This is a genomic window from Enterococcus lactis (assembly GCF_015751045.1).
In the GTDB taxonomy this organism is placed as follows: Bacteria; Bacillota; Bacilli; order Lactobacillales; family Enterococcaceae; genus Enterococcus_B; species Enterococcus_B lactis.
This window is the reverse complement of sequence record NZ_BNJW01000009.1, coordinates 84810-111789: the sequence shown is the minus strand read 5'-3', so window position 1 is coordinate 111789 and position 26980 is coordinate 84810. Positions and strand designations below refer to the sequence as shown.

At 35.8% G+C, this 26980-nt stretch carries 26 protein-coding genes, 1 tRNA gene, 1 pseudogene and 1 other annotated feature; of the genes and pseudogenes, 9 read left to right on the top strand and 19 right to left on the bottom strand.

Annotation, left to right across the window (positions count from 1 at the left end; all coding sequences use genetic code 11):
* Positions 1-138 (top strand): annotated as a pseudogene (locus KFO35_RS06645) (IS30 family transposase); the annotation flags it as partial.
* 133 nt (positions 139-271) lie between these two features.
* Here KFO35_RS06645 and KFO35_RS06640 read toward each other — a convergent pair.
* Positions 272-1375, bottom strand: a complete 1104-nt coding sequence (locus KFO35_RS06640; protein ID WP_070704533.1) for an alpha-hydroxy-acid oxidizing protein — start codon at positions 1373-1375, stop codon at positions 272-274.
* Positions 1376-1596: 221 nt separating this feature from the next.
* A complete protein-coding gene (locus KFO35_RS06635) occupies positions 1597-2067 on the bottom strand; it encodes a DUF4809 family protein (protein WP_002295059.1) in 471 nt (156 codons plus the stop codon).
* Positions 2068-2399: 332 nt separating this feature from the next.
* Here KFO35_RS06635 and KFO35_RS06630 point away from each other — a divergent pair, with 332 nt between their 5' ends.
* Together KFO35_RS06630 and KFO35_RS06625 are read left to right on the top strand one after the other, a co-directional pair.
* Positions 2400-4040 carry a malolactic enzyme gene (locus tag KFO35_RS06630; RefSeq protein ID WP_070704536.1) on the top strand — a complete coding sequence of 547 codons (1641 nt, stop codon included), beginning with the start codon at positions 2400-2402 and terminating at the stop codon, positions 4038-4040.
* A 153-nt stretch (positions 4041-4193) separates the two neighbouring features.
* Positions 4194-5516 carry a 2-hydroxycarboxylate transporter family protein gene (locus tag KFO35_RS06625; RefSeq protein ID WP_002308483.1) on the top strand — a complete coding sequence of 441 codons (1323 nt, stop codon included), beginning with the start codon at positions 4194-4196 and terminating at the stop codon, positions 5514-5516.
* A gap of 60 nt (positions 5517-5576) precedes the next feature.
* Here KFO35_RS06625 and KFO35_RS06620 read toward each other — a convergent pair whose 3' ends face one another.
* From KFO35_RS06620 to KFO35_RS06590, 7 genes are all read right to left on the bottom strand, one after another.
* Complete coding sequence (locus KFO35_RS06620) at positions 5577-6011, bottom strand: GNAT family N-acetyltransferase (protein ID WP_002290890.1); 435 nt, start codon at positions 6009-6011, stop codon at positions 5577-5579.
* Between the two features lie 63 nt (positions 6012-6074).
* Positions 6075-6911 (bottom strand): sulfite exporter TauE/SafE family protein, encoded by an 837-nt coding sequence (locus KFO35_RS06615; RefSeq protein ID WP_002326306.1) that lies wholly within the window; start codon positions 6909-6911, stop codon positions 6075-6077.
* A 189-nt stretch (positions 6912-7100) separates the two neighbouring features.
* Positions 7101-7403 (bottom strand): DUF1292 domain-containing protein, encoded by a 303-nt coding sequence (locus KFO35_RS06610; RefSeq protein ID WP_002295049.1) that lies wholly within the window; start codon positions 7401-7403, stop codon positions 7101-7103.
* Positions 7404-7428: 25 nt separating this feature from the next.
* Entirely contained in the window at positions 7429-7860 is a 432-nt protein-coding gene (gene ruvX / locus KFO35_RS06605; protein WP_002290886.1) for a Holliday junction resolvase RuvX, read from the bottom strand.
* Positions 7857-8123: an IreB family regulatory phosphoprotein gene (locus KFO35_RS06600; protein WP_002290885.1), complete on the bottom strand. Its 267-nt coding sequence runs from the start codon at positions 8121-8123 to the stop codon at positions 7857-7859. The genes ruvX and KFO35_RS06600 overlap by 4 nt, the downstream gene beginning before the upstream one ends.
* A gap of 253 nt (positions 8124-8376) precedes the next feature.
* On the bottom strand, positions 8377-9102 hold the full coding sequence (locus tag KFO35_RS06595) for a DNA/RNA non-specific endonuclease (protein ID WP_002318586.1): 726 nt from the start codon (positions 9100-9102) through the stop codon (positions 8377-8379).
* 365 nt (positions 9103-9467) lie between these two features.
* Positions 9468-9538, bottom strand: a tRNA-Gly gene (locus tag KFO35_RS06590).
* 116 nt (positions 9539-9654) lie between these two features.
* Between KFO35_RS06590 and KFO35_RS06585 the strand changes: the two genes are divergently transcribed.
* Both KFO35_RS06585 and KFO35_RS06580 read left to right on the top strand, forming a co-directional pair.
* Positions 9655-10407: a threonine/serine exporter family protein gene (locus tag KFO35_RS06585; RefSeq protein WP_002308449.1), complete on the top strand. Its 753-nt coding sequence runs from the start codon at positions 9655-9657 to the stop codon at positions 10405-10407.
* A 15-nt stretch (positions 10408-10422) separates the two neighbouring features.
* A complete protein-coding gene (locus KFO35_RS06580) occupies positions 10423-10902 on the top strand; it encodes a threonine/serine exporter family protein (RefSeq protein ID WP_002326308.1) in 480 nt (159 codons plus the stop codon).
* Between the two features lie 261 nt (positions 10903-11163).
* Here the strand turns inward: KFO35_RS06580 and KFO35_RS06575 are convergent, their stop codons facing one another.
* The 3 genes from KFO35_RS06575 to KFO35_RS06565 form a co-directional block, all read right to left on the bottom strand.
* Positions 11164-11940, bottom strand: a complete 777-nt coding sequence (locus tag KFO35_RS06575) for a LytR/AlgR family response regulator transcription factor (protein ID WP_156272329.1) — start codon at positions 11938-11940, stop codon at positions 11164-11166.
* A gap of 264 nt (positions 11941-12204) precedes the next feature.
* Complete coding sequence (locus tag KFO35_RS06570; protein ID WP_002318590.1) at positions 12205-13047, bottom strand: TIGR03943 family putative permease subunit; 843 nt, start codon at positions 13045-13047, stop codon at positions 12205-12207.
* Positions 13048-13057: 10 nt separating this feature from the next.
* Complete coding sequence (locus KFO35_RS06565) at positions 13058-13987, bottom strand: permease (protein WP_002295040.1); 930 nt, start codon at positions 13985-13987, stop codon at positions 13058-13060.
* 192 nt (positions 13988-14179) lie between these two features.
* Between KFO35_RS06565 and KFO35_RS06560 the strand changes: the two genes are divergently transcribed.
* On the top strand, positions 14180-14533 hold the full coding sequence (locus KFO35_RS06560; RefSeq protein ID WP_002290876.1) for a thioredoxin family protein: 354 nt from the start codon (positions 14180-14182) through the stop codon (positions 14531-14533).
* Between the two features lie 73 nt (positions 14534-14606).
* Here KFO35_RS06560 and KFO35_RS06555 read toward each other — a convergent pair whose 3' ends face one another.
* On the bottom strand, positions 14607-15263 hold the full coding sequence (locus tag KFO35_RS06555) for a redox-sensing transcriptional repressor Rex (protein ID WP_002290875.1): 657 nt from the start codon (positions 15261-15263) through the stop codon (positions 14607-14609).
* A gap of 225 nt (positions 15264-15488) precedes the next feature.
* On the opposite strand from KFO35_RS06555, the gene KFO35_RS06550 reads away from it, so the two are divergent.
* The gene (locus tag KFO35_RS06550; RefSeq protein ID WP_002314624.1) at positions 15489-17423 is read left to right on the top strand and encodes an ABC-F family ATP-binding cassette domain-containing protein; all 1935 of its coding nucleotides are present in this window, start codon (positions 15489-15491) and stop codon (positions 17421-17423) included.
* A 194-nt stretch (positions 17424-17617) separates the two neighbouring features.
* Complete coding sequence (locus KFO35_RS06545; protein WP_070704539.1) at positions 17618-19231, top strand: FAD-dependent oxidoreductase; 1614 nt, start codon at positions 17618-17620, stop codon at positions 19229-19231.
* Between the two features lie 649 nt (positions 19232-19880).
* Here KFO35_RS06545 and KFO35_RS06540 read toward each other — a convergent pair.
* The 6 genes from KFO35_RS06540 to KFO35_RS06515 form a co-directional block, all read right to left on the bottom strand.
* Positions 19881-21011 carry a 5-methyltetrahydropteroyltriglutamate--homocysteine S-methyltransferase gene (locus KFO35_RS06540; RefSeq protein ID WP_156272331.1) on the bottom strand — a complete coding sequence of 377 codons (1131 nt, stop codon included), beginning with the start codon at positions 21009-21011 and terminating at the stop codon, positions 19881-19883.
* Positions 21012-21070: 59 nt separating this feature from the next.
* Positions 21071-21298: a binding site (T-box leader), on the bottom strand.
* A 213-nt stretch (positions 21299-21511) separates the two neighbouring features.
* Complete coding sequence (locus tag KFO35_RS06535) at positions 21512-22213, bottom strand: thioredoxin family protein (RefSeq protein WP_070872207.1); 702 nt, start codon at positions 22211-22213, stop codon at positions 21512-21514.
* A complete protein-coding gene (locus KFO35_RS06530; RefSeq protein ID WP_227326314.1) occupies positions 22210-23643 on the bottom strand; it encodes a hypothetical protein in 1434 nt (477 codons plus the stop codon). The genes KFO35_RS06535 and KFO35_RS06530 overlap by 4 nt, the downstream gene beginning before the upstream one ends.
* Complete coding sequence (locus KFO35_RS06525; protein ID WP_070704552.1) at positions 23624-24391, bottom strand: ABC transporter ATP-binding protein; 768 nt, start codon at positions 24389-24391, stop codon at positions 23624-23626. Before KFO35_RS06525 ends, KFO35_RS06530 begins: the two co-directional genes overlap by 20 nt.
* 131 nt (positions 24392-24522) lie before the next feature.
* On the bottom strand, positions 24523-24735 hold the full coding sequence (locus KFO35_RS06520; RefSeq protein ID WP_002308423.1) for a hypothetical protein: 213 nt from the start codon (positions 24733-24735) through the stop codon (positions 24523-24525).
* Between the two features lie 39 nt (positions 24736-24774).
* The gene (locus KFO35_RS06515; RefSeq protein ID WP_070703583.1) at positions 24775-25680 is read right to left on the bottom strand and encodes a PqqD family peptide modification chaperone; all 906 of its coding nucleotides are present in this window, start codon (positions 25678-25680) and stop codon (positions 24775-24777) included.
* Positions 25681-25886: 206 nt separating this feature from the next.
* On the opposite strand from KFO35_RS06515, the gene KFO35_RS06510 reads away from it, so the two are divergent.
* Entirely contained in the window at positions 25887-26786 is a 900-nt protein-coding gene (locus KFO35_RS06510) for a helix-turn-helix domain-containing protein (protein WP_002308420.1), read from the top strand.
* The last annotated feature ends 194 nt before the right edge of the window (positions 26787-26980 follow it).

Sequence of the window (26980 nt, the reverse complement as noted above, 5' to 3'; positions counted from 1 at the left end):
AATTCAGTAGATGAATTTTTTATTCAATCTGTCGCATCTAAACGAAATAATATTCCTAGAAAATCACTGGATTATCGAACACCTTTGGAAGTATTTTTGAGTTACGTAAGTATTGATGATCTGTCTAACTTAATTTGACAATTAAGAGTATGAAAAAATATTTCAATTTTATTTTTTCGTTTCAAATTATTCTATTAGTGACATCCTTGAACTATAAAAATAGGAGTACGGCATCATCTGCCGCACTCCTATTTTTTTCGTCATTTATTTCTTAAATAAAACGATTCTCACGCAATTTTATTTTTTTGATATCTTCTACTGTTTGTGTTCCAGCTAATTGCATGACCATTTCCAATTCTGTTTTAAAGAAATCAAACACTTGATGGACTCCTGTACTTCCTCCTAAAGACAATCCATAAATAACGGGTCTGCCAATAGCAACAAGATCGGCACCTGATGCGATTGCTTTGAAAACATGTTGTCCACGTCGTACACCGCTGTCAAACACGATTGGTACACGTTTATCTACTGCTTCTGCCACATATTGCAACGAATCAAACGCAGCAGGCCCCCCATCTAATTGACGGCCACCATGGTTAGATACCCAAATTCCACCAGCACCAGATTCTAATGATCGATAGACATCTTCTTCTGATTGAACACCTTTCACGTAGACTGGCAAATCAGAATGAGCAGCGATAAATTCTACATCTTTTGGACTAAGTTTTTGTTTGGAAGATTTATATACAGCATCCATCGTTTGGCCTACTCCTGATTGATAAGCCTGAACGATCGGCATTGGCAGCGGGAAGGTAAACCCGTTTCTGCGGTCTGTTTCACGGTTTCCGCCAACTGTTGCATCCGCTGTCAATACGATTGCTTTTGCTCCATTACGCTTGGCCACTTCAAGAATATCCAAATTGATTCCATTATCTTTGCTCATATAAAATTGAAACCATTGCGGTGCTTTCTCCCCGCCTGCTTCTCTTATCTCTTCTAAAGTACAAGAAGCGTAAGAACTTGCTGTATAGATCGTCCCAAAATCTGCTACACCTTTTGCAGAAGCTTTCTCCGCCTTCACATGAGCTAAGCCATGAGCAGCAACTGGTGCCATGATGATTGGTGCAGTCAGCGTTTCTTCGTCAAAATGTGTAGTTGTATCGGGTAATTCTACATCTCTTAATACATGAGGAATAATCAGCTGATGATTGAATGCCCGTTCATTTTCTTGATAAGTAAATAAGTCGCCAGCACCACTGCTGATGTAACCATAACCACCAGCTGGAATCACTTGTGAAGCGGCTATTTCTAAATCTTCCATATTGATAAAATCCACTATTCCTTCATTTGTACCTGCTTGATACGTTTTTTCCATTTCAATGCCTTCCCTCTATAAAAAATTGAATGAATAATATGATAGCGTTTACAAATTTTATATTACTCTTCCGTATTGATACAGGCAAATAATCTGTTTGCATTTCAGTCATTCCAGTTGTTACTACTCTGAAAGAAATGTTTAGAACACAAATAGATAAAAAACGATGGGACTTTGACAAAAGTCGTGTCAAAGTCCCTTTTACGAAATACTGTGGATGCCTATTGAAATAAGTGCGGGTTGTTTCTTTGTATTTCAATCGTTTCTTGCCATTCTTCGTTTAATTTTGGATTACCGTTTTCTTCCTTGAACGCATAAGGTCCCAATCCAAAAAGCTCAGTTAGTATTTGATTCACGATTCCATATAGCTCGGTGTGATCGGACACATGATTATTGAAGATCATCTCATTATCACCACGTTTGAATCTCACATTCGGGCTCTCATGATGAACCTCTATGCAGTTTTCCCCTTTTTTTAACTGACGAATTTCTGAAAACATCTCATAAATATCTTCTCCAATAAAACCTTCAGCAAGCGCCAGACTGTCCACAAGACCGCCTACTGTCAACTCAGAGATTATCGCTTTGTTGGCACCAAGCTTTAATGTATAGCTTGTTGCTTCTACTACGCCGCATGCATTGCAACCACCTTCTGATAGTTCGCTTTTTCTGATCAATTGAACTTCTTTCATTTTCTGTTCCTCCTCTTAGTTTTCTACTTATGTATTTTTTATCACCTGACGTAAGTGTATTTTATCGTCACGATCACGTGATTTATTCTTCAGAGATTCTATTTATCTATCTAACATATCCTTTATTCTTCTACTTTTCTTTCTTTAGCATATAAGAGATACGCATAGTAATCAAGCAAGGATTGTTGATATAAAAAGAACAAATACCGCTATTTTGATTTCTTTTGACTCTATTACTCATATAAATAAAATTTATTATACCTGCTCTTTTTGACTATATCCTCATCTGATTCCTATACTTCGTTTGTACTAAAACTTAGGAGGAATCATTCATGCTTACAGGGCTAAACTTATTAAATAATCCTTTTCTAAATAAAGGAACAGCTTTTACAAAAGAAGAACGGGCAAAATACGGAATCACTGGTATGCTTCCAAGTACTGTCCAAACATTGGAACAACAATCTGTCCAAGCTTACGGTCAATACTTAAGCAAACAGACCGATTTGGAAAAACGTATCTTCTTAATGAATCTATTCAATACGAACCGGACATTGTTTTATAAATTGATGGGCGAACATTTAGTTGAATTCATGCCTGTCGTTTATGATCCTGTCGTTGCGGATTCAATCGAACAATACAACGAAATTTTCTTGAAACCACAAGATGCTGCATTTCTTTCAATCGACGAACCAGAAAATATCAAAGCAAGTTTGAAAAACGCAGCAGATGGACGCGACATTCGTTTGATCGTTGTGACAGATGCAGAAGGAATCTTAGGTATGGGTGACTGGGGTGTGAACGGTGTTGACATCGCTATCGGTAAATTGATGGTCTACACTGCTGCGGCTGGTATCAATCCTGCACAAGTCTTGCCTGTATCGATTGACGCTGGTACTAATAACGAAGAATTATTGAATAATCCATTATACTTAGGGAATCGTCATGCTCGTGTAGAAGGCGAAACTTACTACGAATTCATTGATCAATTCGTTCAATCAGCTACTGAATTATTCCCAGAATTGTTATTACATTGGGAAGATTTTGGACGAGGAAATGCTGCAACGATTTTAGAAAAATACGAAGATAAAATCACTACTTTCAATGATGATATCCAAGGCACAGGAATCGTTGTACTAGCTGGTGTATTAGGTGGATTGAATATATCAGGTGAGGAATTGAAAGATCAAACGATCTTGACATTTGGTGCTGGTACTGCTGGTGTAGGTATCGCAAACATCCTTTTAGATGAAATGATCCGTCAAGGTGTACCTGAAGAAGAAGCACGCCAACATTTCTATCAAGTAGATAAACAGGGTTTATTGTTTGAAGATACAAAAGGGTTGACTCCTGGTCAAATCCCATTCGCTCGTAAACGCTCAGAATTCACTAATGCTGATGAATTGACAAACTTAGAAGCAGTTGTAAAAGCAATCCATCCAACGATCATGATCGGTACTTCTACCCAACCTGGAGCATTCACTGAAGAAATCGTGAAAGAAATGGCGGCTCATACCCCACGTCCAATCATCATGCCTTTGTCTAATCCAACAAAATTGGCAGAAGCAAAAGCAAAAGATTTGATTGAATGGACGGACGGAAAAGCTTTAGTTGGAACAGGTATCCCTGCTGCTGATGTGGAATATAACGGTGTAACTTACCAAATCGGTCAAGCAAATAATGCGTTGATGTACCCAGGTTTAGGGCTTGGTTTGATTGCTTCAACAGCTACACGAGTAAATGCTGAAATCATTTCTCAAGCTAGTCGAGCATTAGGCGGAATCGTTGATGTAACAAAACCAGGAGCAGCTATCTTGCCTCCAGTAGCAAAAATCACTGAATTCTCTCAAACGATTGCTGAAACTGTCGCAAAATCAGTTGTTGCACAAAAATTGAATCGTGAAGAAATCACGGATATCAAAGAAGCTGTTGAATCTGCTAAATGGGTTCCTGAATATAAATCTTTAGAAGATTAAGATTGTTATAGTAAAAGAACATACAGAAACTTTGTATGACGTCTAAAAAGAAAAAAGCGACTGCGGCAAAACAGCAGCCAGCCAACTACTGCTCTTTTGCCGCTTCTCTTTGGCTTTTTTCATACGATACAGAATAAGAAAGGATCTGTAAAAATGGCACAAAAAACAACAACTGCAACTGCAGTTGAGGAAAAGAAAAAAGAAGGGTTTTGGTCAACAAAAATTACCGGCGTAAGTTTGCCCCTTTATTTGATCATGGTCCTTGTCCTGATCATTGCAATGGCTTTAGGAAAATTACCGACGAATATGATTGGCCCAATCGCTGTTTTGGTCATTTTCGGTAATTTATTTCATTTTATCGGAACAAAAATCCCTATCGTCAAAAGTTATTTAGGTGGTGGCTCCGTTTTTGCGATCTTTGCCTCTGCCGCGATTGCTACATTTGGGATCTTACCTGAGTATGTAGTAAAATCCACAGAAAACTTTGTCAGCAATATGGGCTTTTTAGACTTTTATATTGCTGCCTTGATTACTGGTAGCATCCTTGGTATGAACCGTAATCTATTGATGAAAGCTTCTGTTCGTTTTATTCCCGTTGCACTTATTTCAATGGTCGTCTCCTTTTTTGCCGTAGGACTCGTAGGTATGCTTATCGGAAATGGTTTTGCAAATTCCGTTTTATATATCTCATTGCCCGCAATGGCTGGTGGTGTTGGAGCCGGAGCTGTACCTTTATCAACGATTTATGCAAATGTTTTAGGCACGGACGCTTCTTCTATCATTTCCCGCCTGATTCCTGCGACAGCAATGACAAATGTCCTAGCTATCATTGGTGCAGCGTTAGTTGCTCGTGCGGGACAATCAATGCCAAAATTCAACGGTAATGGTAAATTAATGGAAAAAGGCGACCTTGGCGATGGAAAACCTAGAAATGTAAAACCTTCCATTCCACAATTAGGTGTCGGTTTGATGGTATCATTGACTTTCTTCATCTTAGGACAAATCGGTAACTATTTTGTTCCTAAAGTCCATGCTTACGCATTCATGATCATTATCGTTGTTATCTGTAAAATCGCAAACCTATTACCAGAATATTACGAAGATGCAGCTATCATGTTCAACAACTTGATTGTCAAAAACTTGACAGCAGCTGTTCTTGCCGGTATCGGTATTGCGTTATTGAATCTAAATGTATTGGCTTCTGCTTTGACATGGCAATTTGTTGTCTTATGTTTGACAAGTGTTATCGCGATTTCAGTAGTTTCAGGATTTGTCGGTCGTTTGTTTGGTTTATATCCAATCGAATCAACTATTACTGCTGGCTTATGCAACAACTCGATGGGTGGTACAGGAAATGTAGCTGTCTTATCTGCAGCTAATCGGATGGAACTTATTGCTTTTGCTCAAATGGGCAATCGGCTTGGTGGTGCCATCGTTTTGATCATCTCAGGTTTCTTGATGCAATTACTTTCTTAGTCAAAAAAATACCTGATCATCAAGTATCGGCTTGATGACCAGGTATTTTTTGATAAAAATTTACAGGATTTTCAAAAATCTTTTTTGCATTTTATCGGAATGATAACCGATGCGTTCATAAAATCGGTGTGCTTCTACTCTGTATTCTGCAGAATTAAGTCTGATTGCTGATATTCCTCGTCTTTTCGCTTCTTCTTCTACGCCAGTCATCAAGGCCTTTCCGATTCCTCTTTTTTCAGCATGTTTAGACACAGCAAGTGCCATAATATTGAACATCGGATCGCTGAAAATTGATTCATAGGACTCCGCTTGTACATAGCCAGCTGCTTTTTTAGAAGTAGGATCTTCATAAACCAAGAAAAAATTTTTTTCTGGCTCCTTCAACAGTTTCTTCATTTGTCTCACCGTAACGGTTAATGGTACATCATACCCTAATTGTTCCGCATTGATTTCTCGTAGTGCTTCTGCATCACCTAAACGCATTTCCCGCAACATCCAAATCACCAGCCAATTTCTATTTTTTTAAATGAATTTTTTTATCATAGTATACTCCTTTTTTCATTTAAAAAAAGACTTTTCAGTGATTTTGACTTGCTTGAATCCAGATCCTTCTAATGTTTGCAAGATGACGAAAGCATTGTAAAGATTGATCAAAAGAACCACGATGACAATCGCTTGAAAAATAAAGGTCACTTTTTTTGGAGACAAAATCCTGCTAAATCTTGCTCCCCACAAACCTCCAATGATAGCAGCGGGGATAACATAAAACAACATAGATAAATCAAAGCGCATAAAGCTACTTGTTAAAGCAATCGTTACCAATTTTGCCAGTTGAGAAAAGAAAATCGTAGATAGAGAATATAGTGTTGCTTCTTTTATTGGCAATGCAAACATCAGCATCAACAAAGAAACATTGACTGGTCCACCACCAATACCTAAAAAACTAGCTAAAAAGCCCAGAACCACCCCACATATAAGGTACCAAGTCCATGACGTCAAATGAAATTTTGGCTGATGATGCTTGGTGTAGAAGAACGCAAAAACCAAGGTCAATACCGTCAAAAAAATTTGGATCAGCTGCACATGCTTCTCGTTTTCAAATAACTGTAAAAAAACTTCGAATACAATGTTGCCGACTACTCCTCCAACAACAGCTCCACTAGATACCCAACCGACAATCTGCCAATTCAGTGATTTCCCGCTTGATACTTGTCGCACAGTCGAAACAATGGACATCGTGAATACCGCAACTGTTGAGTAAAAAGAAATCCCTGCAACAGAATGGGCACCGATAAGATCAAGAATCGGTTTGATCAACACGCCTCCACCCATCCCGGAAATAGCGCCAACTGTGTTCGCCAGAACGATCACCACAAAATAAATCAGACCAATCATCTTGTATTTCCTTTCTCTTGTTTATATCTTTTAACGATTGTTACTCTTTTCTTTTATTATACAGTAAAAGAAACAAACGAGGCTTCAAAAGCTTTTCTACTTTTTAAAGAAAGGTAGTGCTAAACGAAAAAACCGGGCTCTACTTTTCAGAGAGTCCAGCTTTTCTTACACCTTATCGATTCTTTTGTTCTATTCTTCTTCCGCCATGAATGTATTGAATACTTCTTCGATCATATCCCATTCTGCGTCTGTTTCGATTTGTTCTAACTCGCCTTCTGTTCCATCTTCGTTTTCGATGTATGCATAAGCTTGTAATTCTACATCTTCATCTTCTGAAACACCAGCTGGATATAAAAGAACATAGTTACGTCCAAATTCTTCTTGTCCGTCAACTGTTAGCAAGATTTCGTATAATGTTTCATTTCCTTGGTCATCCACCAATGTGATGTGTTCGTGTCCTTCGTGTTCGTGGGAATGGTTATGTTCTGTCATAAGATTACCTCTTTTCTTTTTATTATTAAAATAATTGCTTACCTGAGCCGTCTAAATAATTTTGTAAAATCATCACAGCTGCTAATTTATCGATGACTTTTTTTCGTTTCGCTCTTGAAGTATTTGCCTGCTCTACTAGCATACGTTCTGCCTGAACAGTGGTTAGTCGTTCATCTTGATAATCAACTGGCAAGGAGAATAGTTCTTTGATCTTCTCTCCATATGACATGGAAGCTTCTGCCCTTGGTCCGATGGAATTGTTCATATTCTTAGGTAATCCAACTACAAAACGGTCTACTTCGTACTGCGCCACTAATTCCTTCAACCGATCAAAACCAAACTCTTCTTCTGCCTCATTGATTCGAATGATTTCTACTCCTTGAGCTGTCCAGCCAAAGGGATCGCTCACAGCAACGCCTACTGTCTTAGAACCGACATCCAAGCCCATTACTCTCATAAATTCACTCCATGATTTGAGAGGTAGTCTTTGACAATTACTTCCATGATTTCATCGCGTTCGTGACGGCGAATCAAATTTCGTGCATCACGATAACGAGGAATGTAGGCCGGGTCTCCAGAAAGCAAGTAGCCGACAATCTGATTGATTGGATTGTAGCCTTTTTCTTCCAAAGCCCGATAAACAATCGCTAATGTTTCGCTCACTTCTTTTTTGCGACTATCGTCAAAACCAAAACGTACGGTTTCATCTGTAAAACCCATGATTCTACACCTCTTTCCCGCAAGGTAATTCCAGCTTACCTTCTACACCCTTATTTTACTCGAAGAAAGGGAAAACTACAAACAAATATTCCAAACTTCTGAATAAATTAAGAAACACGATTTGTCTGATTTTTCCTTTTTTCTGTGGCTTTTTCAAAAGCCCTCTTTCCATAAAGTATACGCTATATTTCTTTGAAAGTATGTTTTTACACAATTTTTTCATAAAGTTCATAAAAAATTCGAATTGCTGCTACTAATTTTTCGTTTTCGTTGCTTGCCCTGTCTCATAATTGATGGTGTAGCCATCTTGAACATTGTAGATAAAGACATTGAATTCAATTTTTTTGTCTTCAATGCTTTCTGCTTCCAACTGCACACCTCTTGCTACCAGTTCATTTCCCTCGAAATGAGGAGTGACACGATAGCGTACATGATGATTTGTTTCCTTGATATATGCCGCAATATCATTTTCGTGGGCAAGCATGTACGGAGCATTCAGCGAACGTGTCCCTGTCATTAAGTTTTTAATGTTATTATTTTGACCAGTCAACTGGAAACCAATCAAATGGCTGCGGTTGTATAACCATTGTCCGTCACTTAATTTCTTTTGTCTCCAACCTGTCGGATCAATATACAAAGGTTCTCTCTTTTCAGTAGGGAACAAGTCTTTTCCCAACATCGCATTGGCTTGTCCTACTCTGTTCAATTTGTCTATATTTGAATAGCTTTCCCATGTCCCTTTGGAAAGACTAAGATCCTCTTTTGTAAACTCGGGCTGATTCCCATTGATTTCTATTTCTTGATGTTTTCCATCATATTCTGGCACATCCGCTACTTGAGAAGCTTGCGGTGTGGAATCAAAAATGGTTGTAATTTGTTGGAAGATATCTGAATCTTTTTGTGTGGTGGAAATACCGAGTGCCCCTGCAATCACAGCAGCGACGATCCCCACGATCGCCTTGGTTGTTTTTTTGCTCATTTCTTTACTCCTTTACTAACAGCTCCCTAAATCTTAACATACGTTCCCCTATAAATAAATACTGGAAAGAAATAGAAACAGTAAAAAAATAAAACCAGTTTTTAGACGGCTTAAGAATACAAAAAAAGAGACGGATGCATCGTCTCTACTCAATCACAAAACACTATTTACAAGGTATTTATTATCATTCAAAAAATTTTTCTTAATACTCAAAACTAAACGGCTTCTGTACGACCTCTTGGTAAACAGTGTTCAAAAGCTTGCATCTGCGGTAATAAGTCCAACCAAGTCAAAAACATAAGAGGCTTTTTTGCTTGACTATTCTTATTACTTGATGCAGGGCAGCTTTTTCACAACCTCTTTTAAGCGGGTGACGGGAATCGAACCCGCGACATCAGCTTGGGAAGCTGGGATTTTACCACTAAACTACACCCGCGACACAAAAACAGTATACGCCTCTTTCACTCCTTCCTCAAGTTTTTTTATTCTTTACGCTTCCGATATGTTTTGTAGTAAAATAAAACTAATCAATCAATTATTGGAGAAGATGCTATGACGGGAAAAGAATTAGATCTGCTGCTAGACACTTGTCTACTCGCTGGGAAAATCATGATGGAAAGCAATGCAGAGATGTATCGGGTAGAAGATACGATGAGTCGAATTGCTTTAGCTTCTGGAAATTTCCGTTTAGTCAGCTATGTCACGCAGACTGGTCTCTTTATTGGTCTTGATCGTACCTCGACCATTCGAATGGAACAAATCACCAACCGTTCGATCAATTTAGAAAAAGTAGTAAAAGTGAATGATCTTTCACGTAAGTATGTTGCTTCAGAACTAACATTAGAAGAACTTTACAGTGAATTGCAGGCAATCGACCGAGACCGTTCGTTCTTTCCTGTCTGGTTGCAGATCGTTAGTGCGGCAGTTATCAGTGGAACGATCATGGTGTTATTCGGCGGAAAGATGACCGATTTGCCTGTGACTTTAGTTATTGGTGGATGGGGATACGCAGTTTATCTGTATAGTTTGAAATTTTTTAGAATCAAATTTTTATCGGAATTTTTATCTTCTTTATTGATTGGCATAGCTGCTATCTACAGTGTTCGTTTTGGCTTAGGAAGCAATCAGGATTTAATTATTATCGGATGTGTGATGCCTTTGGTTCCTGGGGTTCAAATTACAAATGCTATCCGTGATTTGCTAGCTGGTCATTATGTGTCAGGGGTTTCTCGCGGAACAGAAGCGATGATGACTGCTACGATGATTGGTTTTGCGATTGCTTTTATTTTCCAGCTTTTTTATTAAGAAAGGAGCACGAGTATGGGCACGATATTTATTCAATTTTCTTTTAGTTTTCTAGCGACTGCGGCATTTGCCATTGTTACAAATGTCCCAAGGCGTTCATTGATTTGTTGTGGTCTTTCTGGTGCTTTCGGCTGGATGACCTACTGGATCTGTGTTCAAATGGGCGGATCTGCTGCTTTCGGGTCATTGCTTGGCTCTTTAGGAGTCGCATTCATCAGTGATCTTTTCTCTAAGCGTTTGAGAATGCCTGTAACGATTTTCAATATTCCTGGGATGGTTCCTTTAGTTCCGGGTGGTTTGGCTTATCAAGCGGTTCGGAATCTCGTTACTGAATCCTATCAAGAAGCAGCTCACTATGCGGTCCAAGCAATCATGATAGCTGGAGCAATTGCTTTAGGTCTCGTATTATCGGAAGTCTTTAACCATAACATCCGCAACTTCAAAGTAAAGCGTGATGCCATCATGTTGAAACGAAAAAAACGGCTTTTTAAATAAACGAAGTGTAACAAAGAAAAGGTTGTGACAGAAGTGATTAGCTTCACGAAATAAGACAGGATTCACGAAAATGGTTTCTTAAATTTTTGTGAATCCTATCTTATTTTTCGAAGAAACTACTTCTGGAACACTGTTTAGTAGAAGGGGTGAGATCAGCATCTTGGTCCGGGTATTAGAGAAACAAAATGGAAGAAGGAACTTGCATGATTAACTTAAGTCTGTTTACTAAAAAGTGAGATATGATCCTTTATTTTTAATTTTTTAAAATGATTCATTCCTTATCTTTTCTTGAATAAATTTCTTTAGTTTATCAATACTTCTCTTACCCATCTCTAGTTGTTCTCCATTCGTAAACGTTACTACTTCATTTACTCGGCTAATAGATGTAATGTTTTCAGTATTAATGATGTAGGCTTTTAAATCTTTACATAAATACTCATATTCCAGTGTTTTTTTATATTTTTTTATTGTGCCGTTTATGAGTGTCTCTTCGTCTTTCAATACCAAGCCTATCTTATTTTTATAGCCTGGCATGCTCATTAGATAAAGAATCTCATCGTAATGGATATAATGATCGCTATTGCCATAACGAACAGACGTCCACTTTTTTTTGTTCGCTTGTTGAACAGGCTCGTTCTCTTTTTCTTTCAATAAGTAACTTTGGATGTTTTTTTTATTTTTTTCATAAGTGAATTCTTTTATCAAATACCCGCTAGGCGTAATATTTCGGTTAATAACAGCTATTGCTTTATTCGGATGAGAGGTCAAATAAACAATTTTACACTTCGCGTTCTTTTCTCTAAGCATTTCTCCTAGTCCAATCCCGCTGTGATAAGCGTTTAAATCGATATCAAGAAAAAAAATATCCGATGAACGAATATCATTGTTTTTGACAAATTCAACAAACTGCATGACGTTCAATCCCTTGATTATCTCGAAATTCCAAGGAATCAGTAAATTTCTGGATTCTTCCAAAATATCTTCTATCATTTTTTCAAAAACCAAACTGTCATCCAAAATAAATATACGTGTTATCATACAAAGTACCTCCACTCGATATTTTACTATCAAAATCATTTCATACAACTTTTCAACATACATGTTAGGAATAAATTGTAATTCTCTTCACAATCTTTTCCAACACCTTTGAAACCGCTATTAACTACATTCAGCATGCAACTTCTAAAATAAATATCATTTTACAAAACATATCAAATAGCCAAATATCTCATACAAAAAAAGCCAGACAACCGACGTCCTTACACGTCAACTGTCTGAGCTATGTTCATTTATTTTTTTCTTTTAAAAAGAACGATACACATACTGATTTTTCGGAGCAGAGACTTTCTCTGCGTTTGTCACAACTACAGATGGAATTTCACGCTTGAATGGTTGATAATAGTCCGATTGGATGGTTCCTTCTATTTTATACCACTCATCATTTTTAACCGTTACTCCTTCAGGCATATGTGTTAACAAGCCAAAGACTCCTGAATCTGCCACACAATGGATAATACCGAATCGGAACAAGAAGACATCTGCATTGCTATCGTTCGGTGTTTGGTAAACAAATCCTTCGTAGCTGATTTTTTTGCCAATGAATTCGCTAGGGTAATTATAGATCAGCTCCATGACTTCTAAATAATTTTCATCTGTGATCTCGATAGTCTGCTTATCCCCATACTTCTCTTTCAGTTCATTCATTTGGTCTAAGTAGTCTGACTTGTTGAAATAAATACTTGTATCTGGCTTTAGGTATTGCGTCTGCATCTCCGGGTCCCCTACTGATTCTTTGCTTACTGGGAAATTAAATCCTTTGGCTTCTACGATCGTAGTATCCAGACTAACTGTTGGAAACAACGTACCAACGATCACTGGCAAAGCTAGCAGTACATAAGCGATCCCACGTTGATAAGGTTTCGATAACCCATGGTCGTGATCATGATCATGCTCGTGCGTCTCTTCCTCTGCTTTTCCGTTTTTGACCCACAAATACAGCTGAACTAAAGCCAAAAGAGCGGATAAAATCATCGAAAGAATAGCTAAATAACGATAGTGGACATTGATATATTGATCAAGTTTGCCAGAGACTTGCAAATACATCATCAATTCGAAATAGCCAGATAAAATCAAAAACCGCAGCATATTTTTCCTCCTAAATAAATAATGTGAATCCAACAACGCTAAGGGCAATCAGTCCGATCAGCGATAGAATAAAACGTCCTGTAAAATATCGTTTCATCATCAATAGATTTTTGATATCGACCATTGGACCAAAGACCAAAAAGGCAGCTACAGGTGCTGTGCCGAACAGACTTAACAATGAAGACCCGATAAACGCATCTGCTTCTGAACAAAGAGACATCGTAAAAGCTAATAACAGCATGATAATGATGGCTAAAATCTTTGTTGAGCCGAGCGTTAGCATCATTCTAGTTGGTAAATAAGTCTGCATCGCAGCTGCGATTAACCCACCAATAATCAAATAACGACCTGTATCAAAAAATTCATCGATTGAATGTGTCAACACATGCCCCGTTTGATGGAACAGCCGATTTTTTGACTCATTCTTATCACTGTGTTCTTCTTCATGGGCATGATGATGGTGATCTTCGGCTACTTTAGAGGAGATTTTTTCTTTCAATACAGCGTCTTTTTGAAAATAGGCAAGCCAGACACCAATCACAAGTGCAACAAAAAAGCTGCCTATCACTCGCCAGCTTGCCATCTGCCAAGAATTGCCAAATGCGATAAACGTGGAAAAAATCACGATGGGATTAATGATTGGCGCTGTCAGCATAAAAGCAAATGCTGTGTGGACCGGCACGCCTTTTTTTACAAACTGATGAACGATAGGTACGATGCCGCATTCACATGAAGGAAAGAAAAATCCTAAGATCGAACCAGTAAAAATAGAGAATATACGATTTTCAGGAAGCCATCGCTTCACACGTTCTGGGGTCAAAAATACTTGTAAGGCGCCTGAGATAAGACAACCTAATAGTACAAAGGGCAATGCTTCGATAACGATTGATAAGAAAATCGTACTCATCTGCAAAACCGAATTGGGAATAAAAGAAAACATGAGTTTCCTCCTTTTCATTTCTAGTTCATTCGCTTTGCAAATATACGCTTTTATTCAAAAAAAAACAAGTTGCTCTGTCAATTTTTACACAACTCTTATTTTTTATCGAAGCACTTCAATTGACTTTTTCTATTATTCCCATTAAATTAAGGTCTCGTACATATCACTTCTATCACAAAAGGGAGAATGAAAATGAAACAAACCACTAATTTGTCTGAAGTTCAAGACATACTGCAACAATCATCCGTTGCCATCGTTTATCTTTCGATGCCTAATTGCAGTGTTTGTCACGCTGTTCGTCCACGATTGGAGGAGCTGCTCACCCATTATGATATTCCGGCACTTCATTTGGATGCATTCGAAACGCCAGAAGTAGCTAGCAGATTTGAAGTATTGACTGCGCCAGTTGTTCTGGTTTTTCATCATGGAAAAGAGATCTCTCGGCAAGCGCGGTTCATCGACTTTAAAAAAATCCGGCATTTACTAGATGAACTGACAGCAGAAGATGATTCTCTTTCTTATGAAGAACTCTTTCGAACAGAATAAACATTATCCAAACAGAAAAAAGCGATTGAACAAGTGAAAGTTTTGCCTTCATTTGTTCAATCGCTTTTTATTTTTATTCTGCTGTATTTTCGGAATGCGCATTTGCGTCAGAATGCAAGAAATAGATCAAGGTTTGCAATTCATTCGTCAAATCAACATTTTGGATCAATACATCTGACGGAGCATTCAATCGAGCAGCGGTAAAGTTCAAGATTCCTTTGATTCCTGCTTCCGTTAACTGATTGACTACTTCTTGTGCTCTTTCAGCGGGAATCGTTAAAATCGCTACTTCGATTTGCTGGATCTTGATTTGTTCCGACATATCTTCCATTGGATAAACGGGGATACCGTCTACGATGCGTCCAACGATTTCTTCATTCACATCAAAAGCACAACTGATACGTATGCTATTACTTTGATGGAATTTATATTTTAGTAAAGCACTTCCCAAGTTTCCTACACCAATCAGCGCAACATTTGTCAATTGATCTTCATTTAATGTCTTCGCAAAAAAGTGCATAAGATCTTCTACATCATACCCATACCCACGTTTTCCTAATTCGCCAAAATAAGAAAAATCTCGACGGATCGTTGCACTATCTACTTGAACGGCTTCACTTAATTCAGTTGAAGACACTTTTTTCTTTCCAGCATTATTTAAAATCCTTAAATAACGATAATACAAAGGCAGTCTTTTAGCTGTCGCCTTTGGAATAATATGATCTTTCACGAAATGACCTCCACGTATTGTCTAATTACATCTTTGATTTCTCCATCATAGCAGTATTTATAGGAAAAAATCAATTCCATTGCTCAGATATTGTGAAATTTTATTCTTTATTCATTTATTTATCATTTCTGCAAATCTCGCAGTATGATGGAATTTATGGTAGACTACTAATTGAAAAATAGTTTTTTATTTGAGGAGAATTCACAAAGTAGAAAAGAGGATTCCATGATATTATTACAAGCCAATCAGATTGCTCGCCATTTTGGTGCAGAAGTCTTATTTGAAAACATACATTTAGAAATCAGTACAGGCGCTCGTGTCGCTTTAGTTGGCAGAAATGGCGCTGGAAAATCGACTTTATTGAAGATCATTGCTGGAATTGAAGCACCAGATGATGGAAAGATTGCTAAAAATAAAACAGCGACTCTCGGATACCTCGCTCAGGACACAGGACTTGATTCCAATGAAACAGTGTGGAACGAGATGCTGAAAGCTTTTGAACAAGTTAGACAAATGGAACAGCGGATGCGTGAACTAGAGATTTTCATTAGCGAAGGTACGCCAGATACACCCGCTTATACTTCTTATTTAAAAGAATATGATCGGCTGCAACACGATTTTTCGGATCGAAACGGCTATGGTTATGAAAATGAAATTCGTTCCGTATTGCATGGTTTTAAATTCGATTCTTCCTTTTATGACCAGAAAATCGATACTTTATCAGGTGGACAGCGTACACGTTTAGCTTTAGCTCGCATGCTTTTGCAACACCCTGACATTTTGATTCTAGACGAACCCACGAACCATTTAGATATCGAGACGCTTTCCTGGCTTGAAAATTATCTGCAAAGCTATACCGGTGCATTACTGATTGTTTCACATGACCGTTATTTCTTAGACAAAGTAGTCAATGAAGTTTATGAACTAAGCAGAAGAAAAATGCGCCATTACAAAGGCAACTACTCGAAGTATCTAGACTTGAAAGCAGAACAGCTGACAAGTGAATGGAAGGCTTATGAAAAGCAGCAGACAGAGATCCACAAATTAGAAGACTTCGTTGCTCGGAATCTTGTTCGTGCCTCTACCACTAAACGGGCGCAAAGTCGCAGAAAGACATTAGAAAAAATGGAACGTCTGGATCGTCCTCAAGGGGATGAGAAACAAGCAAACTTTCTTTTCAGTATAGAAAAACCTTCTGGAAATGTTGTCTTGCAAATCGAAGATGCCGCTATCGGATATGATGATGTCACCTTATCTGAACCAATCAATTTGGATATCCGCCGACAAGAAGCGATTGCTCTAGTAGGTCCGAATGGTATTGGAAAATCGACGTTGCTGAAATCGATCATCCACCAGATCCCTTTTATCCGTGGCAAAGAAACGCTAGGGACAAATGTCACCATCGGCTATTATGATCAAGGGCAAGCTGATCTGCATACAAACAAGACGATTCTAGCAGAATTGTGGGATGAGCATCCTACCACTCCTGAAAAAGACATTCGAAGTGCTTTAGGTGCTTTCTTATTTTCTGGCGAAGATGTAGAAAAACCAATCCCTCTGTTAAGCGGCGGTGAAAAAGCACGGGTTGCTTTAGCCAAGCTAGCGATGAACAAAGAAAATTTTTTGATCTTGGACGAACCAACAAACCATTTAGATATTGACAACAAAGAAGTATTAGAAAATGCATTGATCGATTACGATGGCACACTGCTTTTTGTTTCCCATGACCGATATTTCATCAATCGGATCGCGACAAAAGTCGTCGAACTCTCTGAAAATGGCAGTAAAGTCTATCTTGGAGACTATGATTATTATTTAGAGAAAAAACAAGAAGAAGAAGAAATCGCCGAATTATTGGCACAAGATGAGCCAGAATCCGCTCCTGCTCCTACGAATAAATCCGATTATTACCAGAGCAAAGAACAGCAAAAGCTTATCCGCAGCCTTCAACGAAAAATCACTCAGGTTGAAGAAGAAATGACGCGGATCGATGAATGGATCGATCGGTTGGAACAAGAAATGGTCGCGCCAGAAAATCTGGAAGATCACGTAAAACTCAATGAGCTGAACCAAGCTTTAGAATCAGCTAGACAAGATCAAGAAACAAAATTGTCGGAATGGGAAGAACTAAGCTTGGAATTAGAAGAATACGAGAATTAAAAGCCAATGGAAAGAGGTTGTGACAGCCCTGTTGTCATAGCCTCTTTCTTTTTTATGCAGAAACATAGCGAAACCGTTCTCTTTTTTCTTACTATTTTTCTCTACTGACAAAATAAACAATAATTTTCCGGCACAATTATTTGCTGTTTTTTGCCATAACATAGTACGATCAACGTAGAAAAGGAGATGTTTTTATGAAAGTTGTTGTCATTGGCGGTGTAGCTGGCGGTCCTTCATTTGCCACTCGTTTCCGTCGATTGAATGAAGCACATGAAATCATTATCTATGAACGCGGAGAGAATATTTCTTACGCAAGTTGTGCTTTGCCTTATTATTTAGGTGGTGTGATCACGGACCGTGACTCGCTGATCGAACGTACACCAGAAATATTGAAAACAAAAAACAACATCGACGTATTTACTAAACACGAAGTAATAGCAATCGATCCTTCCGCTAAGCGATTACTAGTTAAAGACCTATCTACAAATGAAGAGACAGAAACGGATTACGATAAGTTGATCATCTCTTCTGGTGCTAGACCAGCGTACCCGGATATTCCCGGAGCTTTTGAAGCAGAAAACGGCTTTGTCCTTCGCAGTGTAACGGATGCGGATCGAATTAAATCGTTTCTGGAAGAAAAAGATCCACAACATGTCGTCATTCTTGGCGCAGGTGTCATGGGTCTGGAATTAGCTGAGAATTTCAAACATCGCGGCTTAGACGTGACTTTAATCGATCAATTGCCGCAAGTCGCTTTCCCTTATGATCCAGAAATCGCTGATCTAGTTTATGACAAATTGCTGGAAGAAGGATTAACCGTTCATTTAGAAACAACAGTTACTGAGATCCGTGAAAAAGGTCGAGAATTAGTATTATCAGATGGCTCCGTCCTTTCCACTGATATGCTTGTCTTTGCTGTTGGTGTTTCTCCAAATAATGAAGTGGTGAAAGCAGCCGGCATACAATTATCAGATACAGGACAGATCATTGTTGATGACCAGTTACAAACCAATCTGCCGGACATCTATGCGATTGGCGATATTATCGAAACGACTAGTGTAGTGACTGGGCAGCCGATTCAAAGTATGCTTTCCAGTGCGGCCAATCGTCAAGGACACATGCTGGCAGATATTTTAAATGGTACGCCTATGCGCTATCGCGGATATATTGGTGCGGGTGTCGCAAAAATCTTTGATCATACAGCAAGTTATGCTGGAATGACAGAACATGCACTAAGAGCATCAGGCATAACGAATTACAAAACTGTTTTTATCACTCCTTTTGACCATGCCTATTTCTATCCTGGAGCTACAAGATTAAATCTAAAGCTGATTTTTGATGCAGATAGCGGTCGTATTTTAGGTGGACAAGCATTTGGAGAAAAAGGTGTCGATAAACGGATGGGAGAACTTTCTGTAGCGATCACCGGAAACTTGACAGTCTTTGATTTGCCTGATTTGGAGTTGCCTTACTCTCCACCGTATTCTACTACCCGTGACCCGTTGAATATAGCTGGTTATGTCGCAATCAATCAAATGACGAATATCGTAGAAACGATCAAAGCAGGCGATATACCCGAAAACGATTTGAAAGAAGCGTTCTTTTTAGATATACGTGAACCTAATAAAGCACCTTCTGGCAGTATCTCGGCAACAAAAAATATTCCAATGAATGAGTTACGAGATCGAATCAATGAAATCCCAAAAGATAAAAAAGTTTACATTACTTTCAGAAGAGGATTGAATACTTATACTTCTGCCCGAATCTTGGCAGGTTTGGGTATCAAAGCGATTTTGATTGAAGAATAAAAAACGACCGCGGTGGGTAGCCGCGGTCTAGGAGTTATTTTTACTTGAGGAGTAAAAATGAAAAAGTATATAGGGTTGTTGGTTGGTATGTATATAGAATAGAAGATAAATGTGTAGAAATTGTGCATTATTTCTTCACATTTATTAGGTTATAGTTTAAGAAAGTTTAAACATCCCGCAGTTTGGTTATTTTAGGCGTTTCTTTTCATAAAAAAACATGTTGTGACTCTGAGACAAATCATAGTCCATAGTGATGTCTCTAGAGTAACTACGCCTAATATTACGAGGCATAATATTAATTCATCAGCACTAGTACCTAAACTATCATCCCTTTCGAATATTTTTTCTTATATAATAAAGTTTGCTTTCACTCCTCTAATCTCACCAAATCGACTGGCTTGCGTTGTGTGATACTAGGAACTGATTTGTTTAGAACGACTTTTCTATTGTAATCATATTTTTCGCCATCCTCGTTGTCTTCTAATCCTTCAATGAATGATCCCTAATGTGTGTATTAAGTAATTTAATTTTTTTGTTCCTATTTGTTTAACAAATAAATAATATAAAAGGTAAATAAAAAAGAGTGGATTTCTCCACTCCATGAAAAGCCGACTTTTTGGGACGCTTTTTTTTGCCAAGCCTCACATTTTTATAGCCAAACTTCTTTTGCGACTTTCTGCAATAATTGGATTTTCTTCCATTGTTCTTCTTCTGTTAAATGGTTTCCTTCTTCTGTTGAAGCAAACCCACATTGAGGACTGATACTTAGATTTTCCAACGGTATAAATTGTTGTGCTTCTTTTATTCGTTCTTTTATCTTCTCCGTATCTTCCAAATCTGGAAACTTAGAAGTAACTAATCCTAAAACGACTTTACTTTCTTTGTTATTCCAATGTCTTAAAGGGGTAAAATCACCTGCTCGTTCAGAATCGTATTCCAAAAAGAAACCATCATAATTCGTTGAAAACAACTCTTCTGCAATGGGTTCATATCCACCGGAGAACAGCCAAGAAGAAGCGTGATTACCACGGCAGATATGTGTCGTGATCGTCAAATCTTCTGGTTTGTCTTCCAGTGCGTTATTGATAATCTCTGTACAAATATGGGCCACTTCTTTCGGATCAATTCCTTTTTGAAGAAGTGTTTCTCTTTTAGTTTGATCAGCTAAAAACGCCCAATTTGTATCATCGAATTGCAAGTAGCGACAACCTTTTTCATAAAAAGCATGGATGGCTGCTTTGTAAGTAGATGACAAGTCCTCATAAAAATCAGATAGATCAGGATAGATCTCATTGATTTTTGAAGAACCATCGTTAGATAGAATCTCTTGTCGTAAAATCATCGTGGGACTAGGGATCGTTGCCTTTGCGACAAAAGTATCATCTGTTTCCACTACTTCTTTCAGAAAAGCAAAATCTTTTAAAAATGGGTGGTTTGTATTGAAAGATAATTTATCTACTACCCGAATATTATAAGCTGGAGCTGCTTTCCCGTGGAATGTTTGATTATATCCAGTTTCTGGAACATAGCCTTCGATACCATTTAGTTCTTCTAAAAAATCAAGATGCCAAAATCCGCGCCGAAATTCGCCATCCGTAATTCCTTTGATGCCCACTGCTTTTTGATCTTCTACTAATCTCTTTATCTCCTGATCTTCGATTGTACGAAGTTCTTCTTTTGAAAGTAAGCCTTCTTGAACTTTTTTTCTTGCTTCTTTGATCGATTGCGGACGTAAGAAACTTCCGACATGATCTACTGTAAATGGTTTGTTTTTGCTCATTTCACTCACTCTTTTCTTTGTTTTTTGTAAAAAAAAATCCTTTTACTAGCAAATACTAGTAAAAGGACGATTATACTCGTGGTACCACCTTTTTTCAGAAAAAACATTCTTTCTCTCAGCCTGACAATAAAATCAGTGGTCTTGGTAACGAAAGACTGTTCGTTTTTGCCTACCTTTCGACAAAAAATCCTCTAAGGCCATTTTCGACAGTCAACTTCTAGCTTTTTACACCAACCAAAGCCTCTCTTGAACCATTTCCTGTCTACTTTCCTTCTCATCGGATACTATTAGAATAAAATTAGAATAGCATGTTTGAAAGAAAAGTCAATAGGGGATAAGAACAAACAAAAACTAATTTGTTATCTTTAGATCACTTCCTTAAAATAATTATACCCGTTTCAACTACATAAAAAGGACCTAGTTTTGAAAAATTTCCCATCAAAACTAGGTCCTTTTTATTATAGTTATGCAAATTTGCTGATTTCTTCATTATTTCCGTCTTATGAGGTTTTAAAAAGTTTTATGGTACGTTCTATATTTTCAGCTTCCTTATCCCCATATAAGATGCGTTCTACTTTACCATTTTTTATAAAAATTACAGCAGGAATACTTTCGACACCTAATTTATTATAATATTTTCTGAAATTATCAACATCGGTTTTATTTCCAGTAGTATCTAGGTAATTAATTTCTAGTTTTTCCTTTTCCAAATAAGAAATTAATTTTGGTTTATATAATATACAGTCTGGACAATTTTCTCTACCAATGTAAACAATACTATTCCCCTTACTATCCATGATAGAGTCTATACCTTGAATTGTAGTTGTTTTTAAAGGCTCCTGTTTAATTCTTGATAATTGAGTAGAACCTAATACAAGTGTAACCATTGCTGCTAATGATATTACCAAATAAACAGCTTTTTTATTTTTTTTAGCATACACTATTCCAAAAATCATAAATGCTAAACAAGTATATAAAAGTAATATTTGCCAAAAAAAGATTCGTGTAAAATGTATTTCTAATGAATTTTCAGAACCATTTACAATTCCTGATATAGTTAACAGGTTCAATGGTGCCTGAAAAGTTGTTCCGTTTAAAAAACTATTTACTCCATTAGGAATTATCAACGCAACTAGAATTGAAAATGTTGCAAAAAATGAAACGCCGCTATATTTAAAGATGTCAAGAATTATTTTTTTCATAGTCGTTCTTTCTCCCATTTAGTATTAAATACGTGATTTGTTATGATAAAACCAGTAACAATAAAAATTGTTACTAATGTGATTTGGATAATACTAGAATAACTATTAAAAAGGTTAATTAAATAAGTAATCGGAAATAAGCCTAGTACACAAACCAATATAAGGCTAGTTTGCGATAATGGATTTTCTTTACTGTATGGAAAGAAAACACCCAAAATAATAGAACTAAGAGTAGAAGTTGCTAAAATTCCTAAACCAAAAAGGCATTCTCTTAAACTTGGAACTTTAAAAAGAAGCATTAATAAAAAGAAGAAAGAGGTAACAACAAATGTGCTGATGAACTTCCCTAAAAAATATTGACTTCTCTTAACTCCTAAAATTCTATAAAAACTTAACATCTTTTCATCTACGCCATAACTTAGAAAGCCAAGTGTACCTAACAAGCCAGCATCTATCTTAATAAGAATATCTAATATTGGAAGATGACTCAGTAGTGTAAAGATATTTAATCCTAATAGTAGAAGAATTAAAAGAATTGTATTTTCAGAGCGTAACAATAATTTCATATCTTTAAGAATAAGACTAATATTTAAGCTTTTGGTATTATTGATTTTAGCAAATACTTTTGATTGATATTCATTTTTATCTTGAATGGAAGAAAGCAAAGCAAAACTATGGATACAAGCAATAAATATTACTAATTCTACTAAAACAAGAAGTAAAAGATTAACAGAAAAGGTATTCTCTAAAATAATATGGCCTAAAAATCCCAAGTTCCAGAATAAGATATTATAAGAAAATGTTTCGTAATTTAGTAAGATATTTTGAATATTTTCAAGCAAAGTAACAACAATTCTCAATATAATAATCGTTTGCACCAATAAAGAAACACTTTTAGCAAAGGGAATTTTCATGCGTATTCCTAAAAAAAATAAAATATTATAAGACAAATTCATTAATAAAGTGATAAATATTGATTGTAATAAGAAAATTCCTGCTATTCTTAATGACAGAGAAACTGATATTCCATTTGTTACAAGTTGTGGAATGATAATTATAGAAAATAAGATAGAAGGTATTGCTACCTGTATGCTTAACGGAAAAGAATAATATCCAATATACATAGCTAATTTAGATATAGGCAACCTATCCAAGTTTCTTAAAATTTTAGATTCATCTGGATCAAGAAATTTTAAAACAATAAAAATAGAAAAAGTAAAGATTGATAGCGATATTAAATAGGTTAAATTTGCAGAATAAAGTATCTCTAAATTCCCATTTAAAAAAATAGATACAATATCATGTGTTAGAATATTTGCTAGTAAAGCAGAAATTCCGATTATGATAAAAACAGAAAGAAACATTCCAATTCTCTTTTCTTTTGAATTTAGAACTTGATTGATTTTATTTCTATATACTTTCGATAACATCGAAATAATCTTCAAGATAACAATCAATTTCATTCTCCCTTTCTTTCAAAAATGCCGCCTCAAGAAATGCCTCTTCTATTTTATTTTTTTTATATTGGGATTTGATTTCTTCAGGAGTACCACCTCCTACTACTATTCCACGAGTTAAAATTAAAATTTTGTCACATATTTCTTCAATAAAGAGTAAATCATGACTAGTAATAAGTATTATTTTCCCCTTGCGTTTAAACGAATCCACTATTTTTTTCAGAACATAAACAGCTTCGACATCTAATCCTCTACAGGGTTCGTCTAAAACTAAGACATCAAATGGTTTCATAATCATTGAAATAATCTGCAACTTTTTCTTCATACCGTGAGAATAAGAACTGATTAGCTTGTCTATATCTTTTTCCAAATCAAATATTTTTAATAATGTAATAATCTGGTTCTTATTGATTCCCTTATACATACTTTTTATAAATGCAAGGTACTCAAAACCTGTCAATTCCTCGATTAAGATAATTTCATCAGAAATATAGGCAAATCTATTTTTTATAGCATCATTATCAACATTTTGTCCAAATAAAGAAATACTTCCTTTGTCTTTCTTTATTATTCCGAGAATAGAATTTAGTAAAGTTGTTTTTCCTGAACCATTCGGTCCTGCCAAACAAAGAATTTCTCCTTTTGAAATTTGAAAAGAAATTTCTTTTACTCCATTTTCAGAGTTTTTGTATATTTTATTTAAATCATTAATAGCTAACATATTTTATCCTCTACATCCAATAGAATTGATTAAACAAAAGAAAAGCTATCCGATTAAATAAAGATATGGATAGCTTCTAACAAATTGCATACTTTCACATGGGCTAAATAAATGATCGTAGACAGTAATTGCTACTTACAGCCCAGTCTTACAGACCCACTTCCGTTTACATAACTCCAAGAACCAGTGAAACTCTTCCCTTTAGTCAAGCAATACAAAACACAAGCCGCAACAATTGTAACAGCAAGTAATAGAAGAATAGCAATTGCAACGGTATACCAAACAACTTGATCTTCTGCCAAATAAATATTTTGACTTGTAATAGTTGGTGCTGAATAATCCATAATAGAATCTCCTTTAATTTTTTTATCATTTCAAAACTACTAATCATTAGAATTTAGTAGTTCTGTAATAATCGTATGTCCGTCACCAAAGAAGGGCAATAAATTGATAATGTGAAACATAAAAATAAAAGCAGGTATTCTTATCCACAAATTATCTGATAAGAAATAGAGTAGAACACCTAAAAAGAAAACAAAAATCGCTCCTGAAAACGTAATGAGGATATTAGATTTTCTATCTAATACTTTTTCTCTAACAATTGACATAGATAAAGTTTTTATTGATAAATACCCGTGATTATGATGAGTGATCTTCCTATATAAAATCAAATGAGTGGTTTCATGAAGTATGATGCTCATTAGCAAAACGAGATAGGAAAAAGCTGGGAATAGAATCCATAAAAACTCTAAACGAATTTCTTGAAAAGATAAGAACAGAAAAAGTAAACATAATAAATTTACTCCACATACGAAAGTAATTATTGGGAAATTCTCTTTTAAAACATGAAAGCACACTTCCAAGAAAATTTTTAACGTTTTTTCATTGTGAATACTATGACTGGTTCGCAAATTTTTTTGAATTTTTTTAATACTACAAGAGATTTTTTCTTTAATAGAGGTTCTTTTAGGAAGTGTATAATTGATAATCCCCCTATTATTTAAGGCTTGTAGAAAAACTACTAGGTCTTTTTTTAAATTTTCTTTTGGCACATCAGGAAATTCTTCTTGAAACCATTGAAATAGTTCTTTCAAACTGATTTTCTTGGTTTCTATTAATTTATTGCAAATTAGTAATCCTATTGAATCTACTATCATTTCCAATTTGGGAATTCTTTTATCAAATATTCTTTGATTTTCTATATAAATCTCCGGATGTATAAAAATATCAAAACTAAAAATTGTGTTATCATTGAAAAAAATCACATTTCTTATCTTTTCATTTATCAAAAAATTTTCTCCTTACCCTTAAAAAATCAGCGAACATCAATGAACCAATCTTTGAATGATTTAAAAAAATAGCAAACATATTTTCACCACCTCTTTGTTTTGTTCTTTGCATGTTTTATTTATGTGTTATTATAGTAGCTAAGAAACAGAAATTTAAATTATGGTCAAAATTTTCACATCATAAAAATTAAAATAACGGAGGAAATATGGAAATTCATAAATTATTGAGAAAACTCCGTGTAGAAAGAGGGCTTTCTCAAAAAGAGTTATCAAAGGGAATAATAACTAGAGAAACTTTTGTGAAATACGAAAATGGCAAAACAAATATTCCATTTTTTGTTTTAATTGAATTACTGGAGAAGATGAATTTAAGTTTAGATGAATTTATTTTTTATTTAGACAAAGATATCCTAAGAGAAAAGAATTGGAGCTTAAAGAAATTAATAAAGAAAATCAGAGAAGACAAATCAATTTCTCAACATATGTTGCAAGCACTTCGAAAAAAAGCCAGAAATACAAATAATATAGTAGATATCAGGAATTATTTAGTTGCTAAGACGATCGGTTGGTATCAATTAGCAGATAGCGAAAGAAAACTAAACAACTCTGATAAAGAATATCTATCCGAGTTAAAAAATTATTTGGAAGCTGTTGATGATTGGGGAAGATTTGAAATGGCAACCTTTACTACTCTTTTATTTGTTTTTGAAACAAATTACATAAACGGTAGATTATCAGACATTGAAAGAAAAATAGAAAAAAATAAAGATTTTGAGATTTTTCATTCCATATTGATTGGTATGTATAACAATGCTTTTTTATTAATGCTCGAACGAAAAGAAACCGTTTTAGCTAAAAAATATTTAGAGAAGATAGCTGATGTTCGTCACAGACTGTTATTTTTTGGAGATACAGGTGTTTACTGTAATTTTTATAAATTACTTTTCGATCATTTAACAGAAGAATCTGGACGAGCAAATGATTTATTAGAATATTTTCAAGGATTAAAAATGATTGGTTCACATAACCTATCTAAACGTTTCAAAGACGACTTAAAGAAATTTGAGCTTATTTACAATATCACACCAATAATTTTTGTAGATTAATCATTGTAGGCAAGTAGTAAAAATGGGAACAATCACTGTGAATTTAAACAATTATGATCTTTATTATGTATGTAGAAAAACGGTGAAACAGCAATAATGAATAAAAAGAAGATATTTAATGACCAAGTAGTAATAGATTCCGTCAAAATAAACAAAAATAAGGAGTTGAAAGGCAATAAATTACACTGAGCTAT